Raw genomic sequence first — 1,089 nt, 5'->3', positions numbered from 1 at the left:
GTGTCGCCCGCGCGCGCTCACGCCCAATTAGAAGACCGACTGGCATCGTTCACGAACGACGGGGGGATCACGGGGGCTCCGAGGTGCTGCCCCACCTCGAAATGCAGCCCAATAAACGGAATATGCGACATGCCGTTTATTCAGAATGCTCGTTCGGCGACGCACGCAACGGAATCTTTTCGCGATCACGCGAATTCTCGAAGGGTGCGCATCTGCTTTCGACATAGGAGGGGCAAAGCTATGACACGGGATCAAGTCGCCCAAGCGATTATCGCGGAGGGGCAGCGACGCGGAATCAGTCAGCGCGGCATCGTGATCGCACTGGCGACGGGGCTGGTCGAGTCCAACTTGACGATCTACGCGAATCCGGCGGTGCCGGAGTCCATGCAGATCGAACACGATGCCGTGGGAACCGACGGCTTCTCGGTGGGCGTGTTCCAGCAACAAATCCGGCAGGGCGACAACGGCGAGTACTGGTGGGCGGATTGCGCGACGTGTATGAACCCGACCACGTCGGCAGGGCTGTTCTACGAGCGGCTCGCGAGGCTGGACTACAACGGTCCGGATTCACCCGGTTCGTATGCACAAGAAGTGCAGCGGTCGGCGTTCCCCGATCGGTACGACGAACGCATGTCCGAAGCCCAGGAGATCTATGACCGGCTGGCTTCGGTATCGCCGGGTGGGGAACCGACGGAGAAGGAACTCCCCTACGACAGGTCGATCGTCCCGCAGGAGCGGTTCTTCTGGTGCGGTCCCGCGGCGACCCAGATCGTCTGCAATTCGTGCGGGGTGAATCTCTCCGAGCAATACTTGGCCACCGAGATCGGAACCACCGAGAATGGGACCGACTACGTCGGTTTGATCACTCCGGTGCTGAACAGGATTCTTCCCGCCGCGAAGTATGTCGACACCTATCTGCACGACGACCCGCCGACCGGCGCGCAGAAGGATCGGCTGTGGAAGGACATCGTCAATTCGATCGACGCCGGCTTCGGTGTGGTCGCGAATATCGATGCCCCGCCGAACAATTACCCGCAAGGCGTCAAGGGTTCGGTATCGCCCGTCTACGGCGGCGGTGAAGTCTTCCAC

General features: G+C 61.2%; 1 protein-coding gene. It reads left to right on the top strand.

Going from position 1 to position 1,089, the window contains the following annotated elements; all coding sequences use genetic code 11:
• Positions 1-240: 240 nt before the first annotated feature.
• The coding region (locus ACIRS4_RS38635; protein ID WP_404205010.1) for a C39 family peptidase at positions 241-1,089 on the top strand (849 nt) is incomplete at its 3' end.

It is taken from the genome of Streptomyces sp. NPDC101166 (assembly GCF_044768125.1).
Taxonomy (GTDB): domain Bacteria; phylum Actinomycetota; class Actinomycetes; order Streptomycetales; family Streptomycetaceae; genus Streptomyces.
Note: the sequence above shows the minus strand (reverse complement) of the source record. Positions and strands in the feature narration are given on the sequence as shown.